The organism is Streptomyces sp. NPDC050549 (assembly GCF_040655035.1).
GTDB lineage: Bacteria > Actinomycetota > Actinomycetes > Streptomycetales > Streptomycetaceae > Streptomyces.
The window spans coordinates 167,990-186,589 of record NZ_JBFAJD010000001.1 but is presented as its reverse complement, the minus strand read 5'-3'; the positions used below and the strand labels follow the sequence as shown (position 1 = coordinate 186,589).

General features: G+C 70.4%; 14 protein-coding genes and 1 pseudogene. 2 read left to right on the top strand and 13 right to left on the bottom strand.

All coding sequences use genetic code 11. The features are described 5' to 3' along the window. Window positions 1–41 precede the first annotated feature (41 nt). The 3 genes from AB0I51_RS00830 to AB0I51_RS00820 form a co-directional block, all read right to left on the bottom strand. Window positions 42–1,076 carry a chaplin family protein gene (locus AB0I51_RS00830; protein WP_362970001.1) on the bottom strand — a complete coding sequence of 345 codons (1,035 nt, stop codon included), beginning with the start codon at window positions 1,074–1,076 and terminating at the stop codon, window positions 42–44. A 107-nt stretch (window positions 1,077–1,183) separates the two neighbouring features. After that, entirely contained in the window at window positions 1,184–1,375 is a 192-nt protein-coding gene (locus tag AB0I51_RS00825) for a chaplin (protein WP_019065692.1), read from the bottom strand. A gap of 338 nt (window positions 1,376–1,713) precedes the next feature. After that, the gene (locus AB0I51_RS00820; RefSeq protein WP_362969999.1) at window positions 1,714–2,130 is read right to left on the bottom strand and encodes a rodlin; all 417 of its coding nucleotides are present in this window, start codon (window positions 2,128–2,130) and stop codon (window positions 1,714–1,716) included. A gap of 190 nt (window positions 2,131–2,320) precedes the next feature. Here AB0I51_RS00820 and AB0I51_RS00815 point away from each other — a divergent pair, with 190 nt between their 5' ends. Together AB0I51_RS00815 and AB0I51_RS00810 are read left to right on the top strand one after the other, a co-directional pair. Next, a complete protein-coding gene (locus AB0I51_RS00815) occupies window positions 2,321–2,734 on the top strand; it encodes a rodlin (RefSeq protein WP_019065694.1) in 414 nt (137 codons plus the stop codon). 226 nt (window positions 2,735–2,960) lie between these two features. Further along, window positions 2,961–3,371, top strand: coding sequence for a rodlin (locus AB0I51_RS00810; protein WP_019065695.1), 411 nt, complete (start codon window positions 2,961–2,963; stop codon window positions 3,369–3,371). Window positions 3,372–3,429: 58 nt separating this feature from the next. Here AB0I51_RS00810 and AB0I51_RS00805 read toward each other — a convergent pair whose 3' ends face one another. From AB0I51_RS00805 to iolC, 10 genes and pseudogenes are all read right to left on the bottom strand, one after another. Further along, window positions 3,430–5,361 carry an AMP-dependent synthetase/ligase gene (locus AB0I51_RS00805; RefSeq protein ID WP_362969996.1) on the bottom strand — a complete coding sequence of 644 codons (1,932 nt, stop codon included), beginning with the start codon at window positions 5,359–5,361 and terminating at the stop codon, window positions 3,430–3,432. 107 nt (window positions 5,362–5,468) lie between these two features. Then, window positions 5,469–7,043: a von Willebrand factor type A domain-containing protein gene (locus AB0I51_RS00800; RefSeq protein WP_362969994.1), complete on the bottom strand. Its 1,575-nt coding sequence runs from the start codon at window positions 7,041–7,043 to the stop codon at window positions 5,469–5,471. A gap of 148 nt (window positions 7,044–7,191) precedes the next feature. Then, window positions 7,192–8,055, bottom strand: a complete 864-nt coding sequence (locus tag AB0I51_RS00795; protein WP_362969992.1) for an ABC transporter permease — start codon at window positions 8,053–8,055, stop codon at window positions 7,192–7,194. Next, window positions 8,052–10,865 (bottom strand): alpha/beta fold hydrolase, encoded by a 2,814-nt coding sequence (locus AB0I51_RS00790; protein ID WP_362969990.1) that lies wholly within the window; start codon window positions 10,863–10,865, stop codon window positions 8,052–8,054. The genes AB0I51_RS00795 and AB0I51_RS00790 overlap by 4 nt, the downstream gene beginning before the upstream one ends. A gap of 187 nt (window positions 10,866–11,052) precedes the next feature. Beyond that, a complete protein-coding gene (locus AB0I51_RS00785) occupies window positions 11,053–12,456 on the bottom strand; it encodes an APC family permease (protein ID WP_362969988.1) in 1,404 nt (467 codons plus the stop codon). Window positions 12,457–12,654: 198 nt separating this feature from the next. After that, on the bottom strand, window positions 12,655–14,157 hold the full coding sequence (gene mmsA / locus AB0I51_RS00780; RefSeq protein WP_362969986.1) for a CoA-acylating methylmalonate-semialdehyde dehydrogenase: 1,503 nt from the start codon (window positions 14,155–14,157) through the stop codon (window positions 12,655–12,657). Between the two features lie 14 nt (window positions 14,158–14,171). Further along, complete coding sequence (iolD, locus tag AB0I51_RS00775; protein ID WP_362969984.1) at window positions 14,172–16,088, bottom strand: 3D-(3,5/4)-trihydroxycyclohexane-1,2-dione acylhydrolase (decyclizing); 1,917 nt, start codon at window positions 16,086–16,088, stop codon at window positions 14,172–14,174. A gap of 137 nt (window positions 16,089–16,225) precedes the next feature. Further along, a pseudogene (locus tag AB0I51_RS00770) lies at window positions 16,226–16,423 on the bottom strand (5-deoxy-glucuronate isomerase); the annotation flags it as partial. Between the two features lie 22 nt (window positions 16,424–16,445). Continuing rightward, window positions 16,446–17,321, bottom strand: a complete 876-nt coding sequence (locus AB0I51_RS00765) for a deoxyribose-phosphate aldolase (protein WP_362971103.1) — start codon at window positions 17,319–17,321, stop codon at window positions 16,446–16,448. A 146-nt stretch (window positions 17,322–17,467) separates the two neighbouring features. Further along, window positions 17,468–18,418 (bottom strand): 5-dehydro-2-deoxygluconokinase, encoded by a 951-nt coding sequence (gene iolC / locus AB0I51_RS00760; RefSeq protein ID WP_362971101.1) that lies wholly within the window; start codon window positions 18,416–18,418, stop codon window positions 17,468–17,470. Window positions 18,419–18,600: the final 182 nt, after the last annotated feature.

Sequence of the window (18,600 nt, the reverse complement as noted above, 5' to 3'; positions counted from 1 at the left end):
CGCGGGTGTGCCGGGCGGTGACGTCCGGCACCCCGTGCGCATTACCGACGGGACGCTGCCCGGCCCCGTCGGTAGAGGATCGTGCCACCCGCGATCAACGCGGCACTGACAGCGGAAGTGGCCAGCATGGCCTCACTGCCGGTGTGCGCCAGGACGGGCGGCGGGGTGTGACTCCCACCCTGCGGAGGCGGGGTGTGGTTGCCGCCCGTGGGGGGTGGGGTGTGGTTGCCGCCCGTGGGGGGCGGCGTGTGGTTGCCACCCGTGGGCGGAGGGGTGTGGTTCCCGCCGCTCGGCGGCGGGGTGTGATTTCCGCCCGTGGGGGGCGGGGTGTGGTCGCCACCGCTCGGCGGCGGGGTGTGGTTCCCGCCCGTGGGGGGCGGGGTGTGGTTCCCGCCGGTGGGCGGCGGGGTGTGGTTCCCGCCGGTGGGCGGCGGGGTGTGGTTCCCGCCGGTGGGGGGCGGGGTGTGGTGATCGCCGCCCGTGGGAGGCGGGGTGTGATCCCCACCCGTGGGCGGAGGCGTGTGGTGGTCCCCGCCCGTGGGAGGGGGTGTGTGGTGATCGCCGCCGGTCGGAGGGGGCGTGTGGTCCCCGCCGTGCGGAGGCGGCGGCGTCTCCTCGCAGTCCGGCTTGCCGTGGCCCGAGTCACCGGAGCCGTAGCCTCCGTGGTCACCGGAGCCGTAACCCGAGTGATCGCCGTAGCCATGGCCGGAGTGACCGCCGTAGCCGTACCCCGAGTCGTCGTCCCCGGAGCCGTAGCCCGAGTCGTCGGAGTCGTCGTAGGCCTGCTCGGCCCACCGGTGGTGTCCGGTGTGCTCGCCGTGCCGGTGCGAATCCTTGCCGCCGGCGCAGGAGTTGCCGAAGGTCGGGTTGAGCCCGGACACGCCGTCGACGGAGTTGCCGCAGGCGTTGACCGGCGCGTCGACCGGGACCGAGAGGCTGTTGCCGGACAGGACGCCCGGCGAATCCTTGGCAGCGCCGGCCGTGTACGTCTCGGCCACGGCGGGGCTGCCGCACAGGGACAGAATGCTTGTCGCGGCGGCAGCCGCGACCATTCCCTTACCCAGGGTCTGTCGCAATCTCGTTGTCTTCCTGCTTGAAGAAGTGGGAAAAAAAGCCGGCCTTGGAACAGGAAAGTGTCCAAGGCCGGCCGTGACACAGCCGGAGCGGCTGGTGCGTTGCGTCGTCAGTCGTTGACGCAGGTGTTGCCGAACGCCGGGTTCAGCAGGCCGATCACGTCGATCGAGTTGCCGCACACGTTGACGGGGATGTGCACGGGAACCTGGACCACGTTGCCCGAGAGGACACCCGGCGAACCGATGGCGGCACCCTCGGCACCGGCGTCGGCGAAGGCCGGGGCGGCCATACCGAGAGCCATGATCGCACCAGCGACAACAGCAGCGCTCTTCTTCATGAACGTTCCCTTCTCTGCGGTCATGCCCTATGACGGCCGAAACCGAGCGAGCACAGCTTGGGCGGCTCGCACCATGACCTGCAGCCTGTGAAACGAGGGATAGACACAGGAAGAAACTGAAGAACGCGTGTCACCTGACAATTCACTCGATCGTCGGCACTGAATTGACGCGATGGCCGCATCAACGCAGAAACGCTTCTCTTCAAGGGAAGGAAGATGGCGGACAACTTTGGAAAACGCCGAGGGCGGCCCGTACGGAAAAATTTCCGACGGGCCGCCCCGGCCGCTTCATTGACGGACGATCAGCTGCCGATGGCGCCGTTGCCCGAGAGCACCGGGATGTTGTCCGCGATGTGCGACAGCGGCTCGTCCCCCTTCGCCTGGGTGGAGTTCTCGGCGCACTGCTGGTTCTGCTCGGCGGACAGGATCGGCACGTCCTGGAGGACGGTGACCGGCACCAGCACGCCCACGATCGAGGCCGCGTTGACCTTGGCCGGCAGGCCGACACAGAGCTTGTTCAGGTCGCCCTGGGCGAGCGAGAGCTGGGGGCTCATGTCGCCGGTGGTCTTGGCGTTGCCGTAGACCTGCTCGGCACCGTTCCCGTTGACCGTGGTGACGCCGTTGTCGTTGCCGATGGCCAGCGCCTGCGGGGCGGCCGTCGCCGAGACGCCGACGACGGAAGCCGCGACAGCCGTCGCAGCCATTGCCTTCTTGAGCATTTCTGCGGTCCTTTCCTGGCAGAGACACAATTCCTGCTCCCCCATCAACCGGGGCGGGCCGGATTGGTTGCGTGACTTCACCCGGTTGGATTCATCAGGGCCATTGGAGTGAATCGGAGCAACCATGCGGCCCGGTGCCAGTTGTTCAGGTCGCTCCGGTGGACGGGGTTACTCCAGAAGGGATCATGAAGTGATCAAGAAGGTTATGGCTGCTGCGGCTGTCGCCGCTTCCGTCGTCGGAGCCTCGGCTGCCGTCGCCGCCCCGGCAATGGCGATCGGTAACGACAACGGCGTCACCACGACGAACGGCAACGGCGCCGAGCAGGTCTACGGCAACCAGGCCACGTACGGCAACATGAGCCCGCAGATGGCGCTCATCCAGGGCTCGCTGAACAAGCCCTGCATCGGCCTGCCGGCCAAGGCGAACCTGGCCTCGCTGGTCGGCGTCGTGCCGGTCACCGTCGCCCAGGACGTGCCGATCCTCTCCGCGCCGCAGAACCAGCAGTGCACCGAGAACTCCACCCAGGCCAAGGGCGACGAGCCCCTGTCGCACATCCTGGACAACATCCCGGTCCTGTCGGGCAACGGCTCCGCGGGCAGCTGATCCCCGGACGCACACCACGGGCCGCCGAATTCTCGGCGGCCCGTCGGTCTGCTCTCCGCGCGCGGACCGTCCACGGGGACACGCCCTCGCCCACCCGTGAGCCGACTTGTCACCCCAGCAGACTTATTGCTCCATTCAGGGCAAAGGCCGCAACCAAACCGGCCGTCACCCAGTTGATCATCGCGCGGCTCCGCAACGGGAGTCCGTCCTCCGAAAGGGATAGAACATGAAGAAGCTGTGGGCGACCGCGGCTGTTGCCGCCTCCATCGCCGGTGCCACCGCCGCCGTCGCCACCCCGGCGATGGCCATCGGCAACGACGACGGTGTCACCACCACCAACGGCAACGGTGCCGTGCAGAAGTACGGCAACCAGGAGACCAAGGGCGACATGAGCCCCCAGCTCTCCCTCGTCCAGGGCACCCTGAACAAGCCCTGTGTCGGCCTGCCGGTCAAGGCGAACCTCGCCTCGATCGTCGGCGTCGTGCCGGTCACCGTTCTGCAGGACGTGCCGATCCTGTCGGCCCCGCAGAACCAGCAGTGCACCGAGAACTCCACCCAGGCCAAGGGCGACGAGCCGCTGTCGCACATCCTGGACAACATCCCGGTCCTGTCGGGCAACGGCGCCGTGGGCAGCTGACCCCACCAGCACCACGAGAGCGGGTCGCCGAGCACCTCGGCGGCCCGCTTCTCTTGTTCTACGGCTGTTTCGGCTTCGCGTAGAGCGCCTCGATGTCGTCGGCGTAGGCCGCCGTCACCACGTGCCGTTTGAGTTTCAGCGACGGGGTGAGCAGGCCGTTGTCCTCGGTGAACTCCCCCTCGACCAGGGCGAAGGCGCGGATCGACTCGGCCCGGGAGACGGCCTGGTTGGCGTAGTCCACGGCCTTCTGGACGTCGGCGCGCAGGCGCGGATCCTGTACGAGCTCGGCGAGCGGGGTGTCCGCGGGGAGCTTGCGGACCGAGAGCCAGTGGGCGATGGCCTCGGGGTCCAGGGTGATCAGGGCGGCGACGAAGGGGCGGTTGTCGCCGACGACCAGGCACTGGCCGACCGGGGCGCGGCTGCGCAGCCGGTCCTCCAGGACTGCGGGCGAGACGTTCTTGCCGCCGTTGGTGACGAGGATGTCCTTCTTGCGGCCGGTGATGGTGAGATAGCCGTCCTCGTCGAGCGCCCCGAGGTCCCCGGTCGCGAACCACTCGTCCCGCAGTACGGCGTCGGTGGCCGCCGGGTTGTTCCAGTACGCGCCGAAGACCACCCCGCCCTTGATGAGCACCTCGCCGTCGTCGGCGATGCGGATCGTGGTGCCGGGCACCGGGAGGCCGACCGTGCCGGGGCGGGGCCGCAGGGGCGGGACGATGGTGGCTGCGGCCGTGGTCTCGGTGAGGCCGTAGCCCTCGTAGACGATGATTCCGGCCGCGGCGAAGAAGAGGTTGAGGTCGCGGTCGAGCGGGGAGCCGCCGCTGATGGCGTACCGCATACGGCCGCCGAGTTCCTTGCGGATACGGCGGTAGACCAGCAGGTCGTAGAGGGCCCACGCGGCGTACAGGGCGGGGCTGGGGCCCTTGCCGGTGCCGAGGAACCTGTCGAGGTACGCCTTGCCGAAGCGGACCGCGACGCGGTCGGCGCGGTCGAAGGAGGCGGCGCGGCCCATCCGTTCGGCGGTCGCGCGGCCGGTGTCGTGGATCTTCTCGAAGAGGTACGGCACCCCGACCAGGAACGTGGGCCTGAACTCCCTTAGCGCCGGGCGGAGTTCGTCGGGCTTGATGCTCGCGCAGTGGCCGGTCTCGATGCGGGCCATCAGACAGGCGATCTGCAGGGTGCGGCCCATGATGTGCGCGAGCGGGAGGAAGAGGAGCGTCGAGGCGACCTGGCCGGTGACCTCGGTGAAGAGGTGGTGCAGCAGCTCGACGGTGTTGGCGGCCTCGGCGTGCAGGTTGGCGTGGGTGAGGACACAGCCCTTGGGGCGGCCGGTGGTGCCGGAGGTGTAGCAGATCGTCGCGACCGTGTCGGGGGTGAGAGCGCTGCGGCGCTTGGTGACCTCCTCGTCGGTGATGTCCCGTCCCAGGGTGGCGAGTTCGGCCAGGGCGCCCGCGTCCAGCTGCCAGATGCGGGGGTGTTGGGGGTGGCTGGCGGTGCCCGTCATGACCGTGTCGGTGTTCTCGGCGTTCTCCGTGACCACGAAGCGGGTGCCCGAGTCCCTTACGATCCACTCCACTTGCTCGGCGGACGAGGTCGCGTAGATCGGCACGGTCCGGCCGCCGGCCGCCCAGATGGCGAAGTCGAGGACCGTCCACTCGTAGCGGGTGCGGGACATCACCGCGACCCGGCCGCCCGGTTCGAGACCGGCGGCTATCAACCCCTTCGCGGTGGCGGTGACTTCACGGGCGAAGGCGGTCGCGGTCACGGGGTGCCAGCTGCCGCCCTGCTCGCGGCGGAGGACCACGGTGTCGGGTGCCTCCGCCGCGTTGGTGAACGGGAGGTCGGCGGTACTGCCGGTCGTCGGGCGCGGGGCGAGCGGCAGGGTGCTCGCCTCCCGTACGACGCCCCGCTCGTCCCTGGTGAGTTCGACCCGGGTGCGGGCCGCGAGGTCGGTGCGTTGTCGCGCCCGCTTCAGGTCCTTGCGTACGCCCATGTCGGCTGCTCCCGGTCGGCGGTGAGACGGTGACTGGGGCGTCAACTTACTCGCAAGTAGGGGAAGGTCAATGGTGCCGGTGGGGTTGAGTGCGGGTTCGGCCGGGTTCAGTTCATGCGGCTTGCCTCGTCGATCGCCTCGGCGAGTTGCTGTACGTCCTTGTCCTCCGTCTGCTTCGCCAACGCGTGGGCGCGGTCGGCGAGTTCGTCGAGGCCGGGGTCGCCGGGCAGGTCGCCGGAGCGGAGCGAGTCGGCGAAGTAGGCGGCCACGGCGGTGACTTGGAAGCAGGGCGAGGCGCTGGACAGGGAGTCGTGCAGGGCGCCGGTCTCCAGCTGGCCCGACTCCTCGTGCGGGGCACGGGTGTCGGGGTCGAGCCAGCGGACGCCGGCCGTGGCCAGATGCCCGTCGGCGCCGGGCCTGGTGCGGACGGCGTAGAGGGCGGTCACGGTGTGGCCGGGGCCGATCTCGCCGCCGTCGACGTTGTCGTTGCGGAAGTCGTCGTCGGCGACCTTGCGGTCCTCGTAGCCGATGAGGCGGAACTGCGCGACCGTCTCGGGGTCGAAGGCGACCTGGGCCTTGGCGTCGCGGGCGGTGAGGTCGATGTTCTGCGGGAGCTGGTCGACGAAGACTTTTCGGGCGTCGGCGTCGTCCGAGACGTACGCGGTGTGGCCGTCGCCCTTGTCGGCGAGTTTCTCCATCAGGGCGTCGCCGTAGTCGCTGCCGACTCCGACGCCGAAGAGGGTGATGCCGTGGTCGCGGCGCTCGTTCGAGATGCGTTCCAGGATCGAATCGGCGCTGGTGTCACCGGTGTTGGCGAGGCCGTCGGAGATGAGGACGACCCGGTTGGTGGCGCCCTCGCGCAGGCCCTCGGTGGCGGTGGCGTAGCCGGTCTCGACGCCGGCGCCGAGGTTGGTCGAGGACTGGGTCTCCAACTCCTCGATGGCGTGGTGGACTTTGCCGCGATGGCCGTCGAGGCGGGTCATCGGGAGGACGGTCTCGGCCTCGTCGCTGAAGGTGACCAGTGCGACCGAGTCGTCGTCGCGCAGCCGGTCCGTCATCTCGTCGAGGGACTTCTTGGCGAGGTCGAGGCGGCCCGTCTCGGCCATGGAGCCGGAGACGTCGATGACGAACGTGAGGGCGGCGGGCGGGCGTTCGGCCCTGTCGTCGGCCGTGCGGGTGGCGAGGCCGACGCGGACCAGGGACCAGTTGGCGCTGTCGGTGCGGGCGCCGTCGACGGTGACCGTGAAGCCGTTGCCGTCGGGGCGTTCGTAGTCCTGCCGGAAGCTGTTGACGAACTCCTCGGGGCGGATCGTCGACGGGTCGGGCAGCTGCCCGTCGGCGAGGACGCGGCGGGCGTAGCCGTAGGAGGCCGTGTCGACGTCGAGGGCGAAGGTGGAGAGGTAGTCGGGGGACGGGGCGATCTTGTCGGCGGGGGTGCTTGTCTGCTCGCCGTCCTGGTTCGTGCTCTCTCCGCCGTTCCGTTCTCCGCCCGAGGAGACGGCCGGTGCCGGGAAGCCGGTCCGGTTCGTCCCGTCCGCGCTGCTGGAGTTGCTGCCGCCGCCCGCGCTGCAGCCGGTGAGCAGCAGGCCGCCGGCCGCGGTGAGGGCGAGCAGGGTGGCGCGCAGTCGCCGGGTGCGGTGGCGGGCGTACTCCTGCGCAGGCTGTATTCGGTCGGTCTCCATCTCCCGTGCCCCCTCGGTCCGTTGACGTCGGCTTCTGCGACTGTGACGGCGGAGGGGACGGGAACGTGCGCTACGGGGAGTTGCGGAAGCGTCTCGAAGGGGTCGCGATCAAGGTCCGTCGAGACCGGTGGGAGATCCTCCGGTGACCTCAGGACACGATGTCCTTGCGGGCGAAACCCCGGAAGGCCAGGGCGAACAGCACGATGGCGTATGTAACGGAGACCGCCGTGCCCTGGATCATGCCGGACCACTCGGGATGGGGCTGTACGGCGTCCGCCCAGGCGAACTGCCAGTGCGCGGGCAGGAAGTCGCGCCAGTGGCCGAGGGCCGTGACGGCGTCCAGGACATTGCCGACGATGGTCAGGCCGACCGCGCCGCCGACCGCGCCCAGGGGTGCGTCGGTCTTGGTCGAGAGCCAGAACGCGAGCCCGGCGGTGACCAGTTGGGACACGAAGATGTACGCCACCACCACGAGCAGGCGTTGGGCGGCCGTGCCCGAGCCGATCGTGCCGCCGGTGGGCAGCTCCAGTGGGCCCCAGCCGTAGGCGGCGGTCCCGACGGCCAGTGCGACGAGCGGGAGCAGGAACATCGCGCCGAGGCTGAGGCTCAGTCCGACGACCAGCTTGGACCAAAGGAGGCGGGCCCGGGGCACGGGTGCCGCCAGAAGATAGCGCAGGGACGACCAGCTGGCCTCCGAGGCGACCGTGTCCCCGCAGAACAGGGCGACCGGGACGACCAGCAGGAAGCCCGCCGACACGAACAGGTTCACCGCGGCGAAGTTGGCGCCGGACGCGGTGGCCGTGTCCATCAGGGTCACCTGGGAGTTGCGCCCGCCCGGGGTGCCGCCGATCGCGAAGGCGGCCACCAGGACGAAGGGCAGCGCGGCGAGGATGCCGCCCATGACCAGGGTGCGGCGCCGCTTCAACTGCCGGACCAGCTCGACCCTCAGGGGCAGTGTGCGGCCCGCTCGGTAGCCGGAGGCCACCTCTACGGGCTCGGCGAGCGTGCTCATGCGGAACCTCCGATCAGGGTGAGGAAGGCGTCTTCGAGCCGGCGGTGGGGGCCGACCGAGGAGACGGGGACTTCGAGCCGTACGAGTTCGACGAGGAGTCGGGCGGCCGTGGCGGAGCCGTGGGTGGAGGGCGGGGACGCCGGTGTGTCGAGCGCGGCTTCGGCGGCCTCGACGGTGTTGGTGCCGGGCTCGGCAGCGGCTACCGTGGCGACGGCGGTGGCCGAACCGGCTCCGTCCACCGTGGAGTTGGCGGCCACCAGAGGCTCGACAGGGGCCGGACCGGCGTCGGGCGCCAGCCGCAGCAGCAGGCCACCCTCCGCGCGGGTCACCGAGTCGACGTCCGGCAGGGCCGCGATCTTCTCCACCAGGGGGTCGGGGATGTCGGCGGCCAGGCCGACGAGGAGGGTGTCGCCGGAGCCGATGATCTCTGCGACCGGGCCCGCCTGGACGAGTCGGCCGCGGTCCATGACCACGAGGTGGGTGCAGGACTGCTCGACCTCCGCGAGAAGGTGGCTGGAGACGATGACCGTACGGCCGGCCTCCGCGTAGCGGATCATCACCTCGCGCATCTCGCGGATCTGTGGCGGGTCGAGACCGTTCGTCGGTTCGTCGAGGATGAGGAGGTCGGGGAGGCCCAGCATGGCCTGGGCGATGGCCAGGCGCTGGCGCATGCCCTGGGAGTAGGTGCGCACCGCGCGGGCGAGCGCGTCGCCGAGGCCCGCGATCTCCAGAGCCTCTTCCAGGTGGGCGTCCTCCGGGGGCCGTCCGGTCGCCTGCCAGTACAGCTCCAGGTTCTCGCGGCCGGAGAGGTGCGGGAGGAAACCGGCACCCTCGACGAAGGCGCCGACCCGGGACAGCACCGGGGCGCCCGGGCGGATCGCGTGACCGAAGACCCTGATCTCGCCGTCGTCCGGTTTGATCAGGCCCATCAGCATGCGCAGGGTGGTCGTCTTGCCCGCGCCGTTCGGACCCAGCAGGCCGAGCACCTGGCCCTTCTCCACGCGGAAGGACAGCTCCCGGACCGCGTACCGGTCAGCCGACTTCGCGTACCGCTTGCTCAAGTCGGTGATCTGGAGCGGGACTTCGGCCAGCTCGGGGTCGGGGGGTGTCGCGGAGGTGCGGCGGCGTCCGGTCAGCAGCAGCGCCAGTGCGATCACGGCACCGGCGAGCGGCAGCCACCACACCCAGGACGGCAGGGTCGCCGCCGCGGTGGTGACGCCGGGGGCCGTCGGCACCTTGAGGTCGCTCTTCAGGGTGACGGTGTACGTCGCCGGGGCCGTCGGGGAGGAGTACGCGAGGTCCGTCGAGGCGAGGACCAGGCGCAGGTGGTGGCCGCTCTGGACGTCGTAGTCGATGGCCGGGAGGGTGATCGTGACGTCCTTGCCCGCCTTGGCGCCCTCGACCCTGAGGGGGGTCACCAGCTGGGAGGGGAGCACCTGTTGGGTGCCGCCCGGGCCGACGTCGTAGACCTTGCCGAAGAGGACGGCGTCGTCGCTCGTCGACCTGACATGGACGGTGACCGTGGGCGATCCGGTGATGCGCAGGCCCTCGGTGAGGGGCTTGGAGTCGAACGCCGCGTACTGGCCGGGGAAGTCGAGGGAGATTCCGATGCCCAGGGAGGACAGCTGCGAGAGGCCGCCGGTGCTGCCGAGGCCGGGCAGGGCGGAGATCGCGGGCGGGCTGGCTCCGGCCGGGTTGGTGAAGGACTGCTCGCGGCGGCCGGTCAGGGCGAACGCGCGCGGGTCGCTCTCCAGGCCTGGGTAGGCACTGCCGCTCGCGCCGCGCAGCTGGGCGGCGCCGTCCGTGGAGTCGACGCCTCCGGTGCGGGTGACACGGAAGGCCGGGCCGGTGTCGGTGTTCTTGTCGTCCTTCAGGTACCGGCCGAACCACGAGGTCACGCGTGCCTGGACGCGGCTCGTCTCCATGTCGCCGCCGTCATGGCCGCCCGCGATCCAGTCGACGTCCACGGGGGCGCCGTTGGCGCGGATCGCCTTCGCGGCGGCGTCGGCCTGGCCGAGCGGGAAGAGGGAGTCGGTCTGGCCCTGGAGCAGAAGGGTCGGCACGTTGATGTGCGTGGCGACGGCGGACGGGGAGCGTTCGTCCAGGAGGGCCCGTGCCGCGGCGTCCGGTTTCCCGGACTCGGCGACCCGGTCGTACATCGCGCACAACTGGGGCTCGAAATTGGCGCAGCCGCCACCGGAGTTGATGAAGATGCTCGCCCAGAGCTTCTTGAAGACGCCGTTCGGGAACAGGGCGTCGGCGAGGTTCCAGTAGGTGATCGCCGGGGCGATGGCGTCCACGCGGTCGTCGTAACCGGCGGCGAGCAGGGAGATCGCTCCGCCGTAGGAACCGCCCGCCACGCCGACGCGCGGGTCGCCGGGCTTGTCGAGCTGGACGTCCGGCTGCTTCGCCAGCCAGTCGATCAGCTTGGAGACGTCCTTGACCTCGCCGTCCGGGTCGTTCAGGCCGATCTTGCCGGTCGACTTCCCGAAGCCGCGCGCGGACCAGGTGAGGACGGCGTACCCGTCTCTGGCCAGGCCCTCGGCCTGCTTCCGTACATCGTCCTTGCTGCCGCCGAAGCCGTGCGCGAGGAGGACGGCGGGGCGGCGGCCGGTGCCGGTGCCTCCGGCGGTGAAGTACGAGGTGTCGAGCTTGACCCCGTCCACGGCCATCACGCGGTCGGCGCGGTGTACCTCCGGTGCTTTGTCGGAGGCTGCGGCCGTCCAGGTGCCGGCGGCGGCGAGCACGGCTACGGCGGCCGTGGCGGCGAGCCAGCGCCGTGGGCGTCGTAGCTGCGGGCGAAGATCCATGTCGTCAACGGTACGGGGCGTCTCTGACAGTTGGGGGCGACCCTGGGGTGAACCGGGGGTGAGGGGTGTACCGCGGTTGGTGTACGGCTTCTACCTCGGGGGGCTTGTGCGGTTTGCCGGGTGCGGGTGCGTGGGGGCCGGGCGCGCAGTTCCCCGCGCCCCTGAGGAGGACTCGCCCGTTCGGGGCCTAGTCCTCCTCAGGGAGTGAGATCAGCCAGCGGGTCTCGCTGCGCGGGCGCAGATAGAACGCCCAGTAGAGGGTGGCCGCAGCGACTATGCCCCCTGTCCACAGCAGGTAGCTCGTCTCCTGCTGGGTGAGGATGTACGCCAGGACCGCGATCAGGAGGATCGGCATTGCGGGCCACAGTGGCATGCGCCACGCGTGCGTGTGGCGGTGCGAGCCGCGTCGGGACAGGAGCGCGGCCACCGCTACCAGCAGGTACATGCCCGTCACCGACACACCCGTCACGCCGTACAGCGTGTCCAGGTTGACGAAGCAGAGAACTGCTCCGGGGATGCCCACGGCCAGGGTGGCCACCCAGGGGGAGCCGAAGCGGCCGAGCTTGGCGAAAACCGTGTTGACCGGGGCGGGCCACGCCTTGTCGCGGGCGGAGGCGAAGAGGACGCGGGAGTTCTGGATGACCATGACGATGCCCGCGTTGATGATCGCGAGGGCTACGCAGAGGCTGACGAAGGTGCCGACCGCGGAGTTGGACCAGGCGGTGACCATGCTGCTGATGTCGCCGCCGGTCAGCTCCGGGAGGTCGGACGCGCCCATGGTGATGGCGACCACCGGGACCAGGATGATCACCGTGGAGATCGCGAGGGTGGCGAGGACCGTGCGGGCGACGTTGCGGCGCGGGTTCTCCAGTTCCTCGGAGAGGTAGACCGCCGTCGAGAAGCCCTGGGTGACGAAGAGGGCGATCGCCAGGCCGGAGACCACGAGCATCGCCGTCACCGTGTCCGTGTGGCCACCGGTGCCCGCGACCTGCATCGAGGTGAGGCTGCCGAGGCCGCGGTGGCTGTGCGTGAAGCCGAGCAGCGCCACCACTCCTGCCGCTATGACCTCCAGGACCAGGAAGATGCCCGTGATCCAGGCGTTGGCCCTCAAGTCCAGCAGGCCGGCCAGCGTGGCCAGGAGCATCACGCCCGCGCCGGTCATCGACGGGTTCAGGTGGACGATCGGGGTCAGGTAGTCCGCCGTGCCCATCGCTATCACCGGGGGGACGATCATCACGACGAGGAGCGAGAGGACGAAGACCAGCCAGCCCGCCAGGCGGCCCGCCAGCGTCGACACCATCGCGTACTCGCCGCCCGCGCTGGGGATGAGGGTGCCCAGCTCCGAGTAGCAGAACGCCACCGCGATGCAGAGCACCGAGCCGATCGCGATCGTGAGGGCGGTCGCGGTGCCGAGCGAGCCGAACAGGTCGGGGACGACCACGAAGAGCGTGGAGGCCGGCGTCACGCACGAGAGCGTCAGGAGCGTGCCTCCGACGATGCCGATGGAACGCTTCAGCTGCCGCGGGCGCTGGGGGCTGTCCGCCGTCGCCTCGGAGACGGCGGCTTCGGCGGTGGGGAGGGTGTCGGTCACGCGCTGATGGAACATTGACGGAAACCATCACGTCAATGGGTGTTCACCTACGGAATTCGTTGATCCAGGCTGCCGAGAGTTCCGTAATCGACCGCTTGAGGCAGTGCTGGCCCCGGTTCGGGTTCCTACGGGAACCGCAGCCGTCGTAGGCGAAAAAACGGGGCCGTCCGCGATACGGACGGCCCCGATCAGTCGGGATCAGTGGTTGCGGGGGAACCCGAGGTCGACGCCGGTGGGGGCGTCGGCCGGGTCGGGCCAGCGGGTGGTGACGACCTTGCCGCGGGTGTAGAAGTGCGTGCCGTCGTTGCCGTAGATGTGGTGGTCCCCGAAGAGGGAGTCCTTCCAGCCGCCGAAGCTGTGGTAGCCGACGGGGACCGGGATCGGGACGTTGACGCCGACCATGCCGGCCTCGATCTCCAGCTGGAAGCGGCGGGCGGCGCCGCCGTCGCGGGTGAAGATCGCGGTGCCGTTGCCGAAGGGGGAGCTGTTGATGAGGGCCACGCCCTCGTCGTAGGTGTCCACGCGCAGGACGCACAGGACCGGGCCGAAGATCTCGTCCGTGTAGGCCTTCGCCGACGTCGGCACCTTGTCGAGGAGCGAGATGCCGATCCAGTGGCCGTCCTCGAAGCCCTCGACCGTGTAGCCGGTGCCGTCGAGGACGACCTCCGCGCCTTCGGCCGCCGCGCCGGTGACGTAGGAGGCCACCTTGTCGCGGTGGACCTTCGTGATCAGCGGGCCCATCTCGCTCGTCGGGTCGTTGCCGGGGCCGATCTTGATCTTCTCGGCGCGCTCGCGGATCTTCTCCACCAGCTCGTCGCCGATGGAGCCGACCGCGACCACGGCGGAGATGGCCATGCAGCGCTCGCCCGCCGAGCCGTAGGCGGCGGACACGGCCGCGTCGGCCGCCGCGTCCAGGTCGGCGTCGGGCAGGACCAGCATGTGGTTCTTGGCGCCGCCCAGGGCCTGGACGCGCTTGCCGTTCGCGGAGGCCGTGGTGTGGATGTAGCGGGCGATGGGCGTGGAGCCCACGAAGGAGACCGCCTTGACGTCCGGGTGCTCCAGGAGGCGGTCGACGGCCACCTTGTCGCCGTGGACGACGTTGAAGACGCCGTCCGGGAGGCCCGCCTCGGCGAGGAGTTCGGCGATCTTCAGGGACGCCGACGGGTCCTTCTCGGACGGCTTGAGCACGAAGGTGTTGCCGGTCGCGACGGCGATCGGGAACATCCACATCGGCACCATGGCGGGGAAGTTGAACGGGGTGATGCCGGCCACGACACCCAGCGGCTGGCGGATCGACGCCACGTCGACGCGGCTGGCGACCTCGGTCGACAGTTCGCCCTTGAGCTGCACGGTGATCCCGCACGCCAGGTCGACGATCTCCAGCCCGCGCGCGACCTCGCCCAGCGCGTCGCTGTGCACCTTGCCGTGCTCGGCGGTGATCAGCTCGGCGATGGCGTCCCGGTTGGCCTCAAGCAGCGCCCGGAACTTGAAGAGGATCGTGGTCCGCTTGGCGAGCGAGGACGTGCCCCAGGTCGTGTAGGCGTCCTTGGCGGCGGCGACCGCCGCGTCGACCTCCTCGACCGACGCGAACGCGACCTTCGTGGTGACCGCGCCGGTCGCCGGGTCGGTGACCGGCCCGAAGTTCCCCGACGCGCCTTCGACGGTCTTGCCGCCGATCCAGTGGTTGACGATCTTCGTCATGCCCAGTTGCTCCTTCACAGATGGCGGCGTCGGGTGGTGACGTGCCGTTCGTACAGCTCACGTGCCTTGACCGCGGACGATCGGGCCGCGGTCTCGGCCACAGGAACATCCCACCAGGCCTGCGCCGGAGGCGCGCCCGACACAGTGTCTGCGGTTTCGGTCTCCACGTAGACACAAGTGGGAGTGTCCGCGGCCCTCGCCTCGGCGAGCGCCGTACGCAGGTCACGGACGGTCTTCGCGCGCAGCACGCGCATGCCGAGGCTGGCCGCGTTGGCGGCGAGGTCGACGGGCAGCGGGGCGCCGGTGTAGGTGCCGTCGTCGGCCCGGTGGCGGTAGGCGGTGCCGAACCGCTCGGCGCCCACCGACTCGGACAGGCCGCCTATGGACGCGTACCCGTGGTTCTGTATCAGCAGCACCTTGATCGCGATGCCTTCCTGTACGGCGGTCACGATCTCCGTCGGCATCATCAGATAGGTGCCGTCGCCGACCAGCGCCCACACCGGCCGGTCCGGCGCGGCCAGCTTCACACCGATCGCGGCCGGGATCTCGTAGCCCATGCAGGAGTAGCCGTACTCCAGGTGGTACTGGTCCAACGACCGCGTCCGCCACAGCTTGTGCAGATCGCCGGGGAGCGAGCCGGCCGCGTTGACGAGGATGTCCGACTCGTCGACGATCTCGTCGAGCGCGCCCAGGACTTGGGGCTGCGTGGGTCGTACGTCGGGCTCGTCGGCCTCGTAGCAGGCGTCGACGCGCTGCTCCCAACGCTCCTTGTCCTCGCGGTACTCGGCGATGTACGACGCGTCGACCCGGTGACCGTGGCGGCCCAACTCCTTTGCCAGCGCGGCCAGTCCGCCACGGGCATCGGCTATCAGCGGCTGTCCGGCGAGCTTGTGGCCGTCGTACGGGGCGATGTTGAGGTTGAGGAAGCGGACGCCCGGGCGTTCGAAGAGGGTGTGGGAGGCGGTGGTGAAGTCGGTGTAGCGGGTGCCGACACCGATCACCAGGTCGGCCAGGCGGGCGAGTTCGTCGGCGGTGGCGGTGCCGGTGTGGCCGATGCCGCCGACGTCCTGCGGGTGGTCGTGGTTCAGGGAGCCCTTGCCGGCCTGGGTGGAGGCGACCGGGATGCCGGTGGCGGCGGCGAACTCCGCGAGGGCGGCCTCGGCCCGGCTGTGGTGGACTCCGCCGCCCGCGACGACCAGTGGGCGCTCGGCGGCCCGGATCGCCCTTACGGCCGCGGCGAGTTCGGCCGGATCGGCGGCCGGTCGCCTTACGTACCAGGTGCGTTCGGCGAAGAACTCCTCCGGCCAGTCGTGCGCCTCGGCCTGAACGTCCTGCGGAAGAGCGAGAGTCACGGCCCCGGTCTCGACGGGGTCGGTGAGCACGCGCATGGCGTTCAGGGCGGCGGGGATCAGCGCTTCCGGGCGGGTGATCCGGTCGAAGTACCTCGACACCGGGCGCAGGCAGTCGTTGACCGACACATCGCCCGCGTACGGGACTTCGAGCTGCTGGAGCACCGGGTCGGCGACCCGGGTGGCGAAGGTGTCGCCGGGGAGGAGCAGGACCGGGAGGTGGTTGATCGTGGCGAGCGCGGCGCCGGTGACGAGGTTGGTGGCCCCGGGGCCGATGGAGGTCGTGACGGCGTGCGCGGACAGCCGGTTCGACTGCCGCGCGTAGCCGACCGCCGCGTGCACCATGGACTGTTCGTTACGGCCCTGGTGGTACGGCATGACCGGTGCCGCGGGCGGTGTCCCCCCGCCGGGCACGGTGGCGTAGTCGATGAGCGCCTGGCCGAGCCCGGCCACGTTGCCGTGGCCGAAGATGCCCCAGGTCGCACTGATCAACCGCCGCCGTACGCCGTCGCGTTCGGTGTACTGGGCGGACAGGAAGCGTACGAGCGCCTGTGCGACCGTGAGCCTCGTCGTTGAGGTCATCGGTGTTCCTCCGTGTGGTCCGGGTGCAAGCTGATCCGCAACTCCGGTACGGCTCCGCGACCCCGTCCGACTCGATGCCCGGGGCCGGGAACCTCAGTGCGCATGCTCCAGCACGCAGGGTGATCGGCCGTGTTGGAGACCTCCGGCGCGGGGCCGTAGCAAGCGGGGAGTCGTCGCTCGCACTTCGCTCCTGCCAGGGCGAAGCGGTCTCCCGCGCCGGAGGCGTTCTGTGCCCGGGCGAACACACTGTCCTCGCCCGGGAGTTGGACCTTTTGGTCCGTAATTCGCACGGTACATCCACCGCTGAGCGGAAGCACGATCCGCTGCCCGTCACCGGCGGCCGTCACAAGCCGGCCCTCACAGCAGACCAACGGCGGTGTCGACGGCGGCGGCTACATCTCCGTCCGGCGGATAGAGCAGTGAACGGCCGACCACCAGGCCCCGCACGGTGGGGAGCTGGAGGGCGCCGCGCCACTTCTCGTAGGCGCCGTCCTGGTCGTCGCCGACCTCGCCGCCGAGGAGGACGGCGGGGAGCGTGGAGGTCTCCATGACCTGGGCCATGTCGTCCGGGTTCTCGGTGACCGGGAGCTTGAGCCAGGTGTAGGCCGAAGTGCCGCCGAGGCCCGAGGAGATGGCGATGGACTTGATGACGGCCTCGGCGGAGAGATCGTTCTTCAGCCTGCCCTCGTCGGTGCGGCGGCTGATGAACGGCTCGACGAACAGCGGGAGTCGACGGGCGGCCATGTCGTCGATGGCGCGGGCGGTGGACTCCAGGGTGGTGAGGGAGCCCGGGTCGTCGTAGTCGATGCGCAGCAGCAGTTTGCCGGCGTCGAAGCGGAGCCGCTCGATGTCCTCGGCGCGGTGGCCGGTGAAGCGGTCGTCGAGTTCGAAACTGGCGCCCTGGAGGCCGCCGCGGTTCATCGAGCCCATGACGACCTTGCCGTCGAGGGCGCCGAGGAGGAGCAGGTCGTCCAGGATGTCGGCGGTCGCGAGGACACCGTCGACGCCGGGCCGGGACAGCGCCAGGCAGAGGCGTTCGAGCAGTTCGGCGCGGTTGGCCATGGCGAACTTGCGGTCACCGACGCCGAGCGCGCCGCGGGCCGGGTGGTCGGCGGCGACGATCATCAGCCGGCCGGCGTCGTTGAGCAGGGGCCGGCGGACGCGCCGGGCGGCGGCCTCGGCGATCGCCTCGGGGTGGCGGGCGCGGACGCGGACCAGTTCGGAGATGTCCACGCGGGGGCCGGTGCCGGAGTCGTGACCGGTGACACCGTCGCCGCCCTCGTGGTCCCCATGCGCGTGCGTCACGCCGCTCCCGTCCCTGTTTCCGTCCCCGCCCTCGCGTCCGTGCTCGTGCTCGGCACCCGCCACGCGGCCGGCCCTCACAGCACCGCTCCGGCGGCGATCGCGCCCTCGACCTCGGCGACCGTGGGCATCGCGGACGAGCACTCCAGGCGCGAGGCGACGATCGCCCCGGCCGCGTTGGCGTGCCGCATGATCTTCTCCAGGTCCCAGCCGGCCAGCAGTCCGTGGCAGAGCGAGCCGCCGAAGGCGTCACCGGCGCCGAGTCCGTTGAGCACGTTCACGGGCAGCGGGGGCACCTCGGCCGACTCGCCGTCCCGGTTGACCGCGAGGACGCCCTTGGGGCCCTGTTTGACTACGGCGAGTTCGACACCGGCGTCCAGCAGCGCGCGGGCGGCGGCGTGCGGCTCGCGCACTCCGGTGGCGACCTCCACCTCGTCGAGATTGCCGACCGCGACGGTGGTGTGACGCAGGGCCTCCTCGTAGAAGGGGCGGGCCGCGCTCGGGTCCTTCCAGAACATCGGCCGCCAGTCGAGGTCGAAGACCGTCGTACCGGACTTGGCGCGATGCGCGAGGGCCGCGAGCGTCGCCGTGCGGCTGGGTTCCTCGCTCAGGCCCGTGCCGGTGATCCAGAAGATCCGGGCCTCGCGGATCGCGTCCAGGTCGAGCTCGTGGGCGTCGATCTCCAGGTCCGGGGCCTTGGGCTGCCGGTAGAAGTACAGCGGGAAGTCGTCCGGCGGGAAGATCTCGCAGAAGGTGACCGGGGTCGGCAGGCCGGGGACCGGGGTGACCCAGCGGTCGTCGACACCGAAGTCGCGCAGCGCCTCGTGCAGGTAGGTGCCGAAGGGGTCGTCGCCGGTGCGCGAGACCAGGGCGACCTCACGGCCGAGCCGGGCGGCGGCGACGGCGACGTTCGCGGCCGAGCCTCCGAGGAACTTCCCGAAGGTCGTCACCTGGGGCAGCGGCACGCCCGTCTGCAGCGGATAGAGGTCCACCCCCAGCCGCCCCATGGTGATCAGGTCGTACGCCATCGACTTCCCCTTCATTTCGGCTCTCCCCGGTTTCTAGTCCCGCGGCCCGAGCCCTGTCAATGTTTTGTCCAGACATTCGGACGAGAGGGGCGGGACTGGTTGTTCGTCGGGTGCGGGTCCGTTGCGGCTTGTCGCGCCCACGCGGCGGAGCCGCAAATCGAAACAGCCCCGCACCCCTTACG